The 229-nt window shown below is 70.7% G+C and carries 1 protein-coding gene; it reads right to left on the bottom strand.

The window, feature by feature from the left end:
• Positions 1–229: S8 family serine peptidase (locus SB754_RS23435; protein ID WP_410784627.1), on the bottom strand; the 229-nt coding region annotated here is incomplete at both ends.

Here is a 229-nt window from a genome sequence, read left to right as displayed (position 1 = left end):
GCCGTTCCTTTGCTTCGAACGCGCCGCTGGACTGCCGGATCGCGATGATCGAGGACTCGGGGGCCACCCCGGCGAACGCATCGGTCGGGGACGGTTGGGCGGCAATGATCCCGGCCACCAGCGTGCCGTGTCCGTCACAGTCGTCGGTGCCGTCGGTACGCGAGACGTAGTCGCCGCCGGCCTGGACCCGGGGAAGCCGGGGATGCCGGGTGACGCCGGTGTCGATGAC

This window comes from Leifsonia sp. SIMBA_070, from assembly GCF_046534635.1.
Lineage (GTDB): Bacteria > Actinomycetota > Actinomycetes > Actinomycetales > Microbacteriaceae > Leifsonia.
This window is presented reverse-complemented; position numbering and strand designations above follow the sequence as displayed.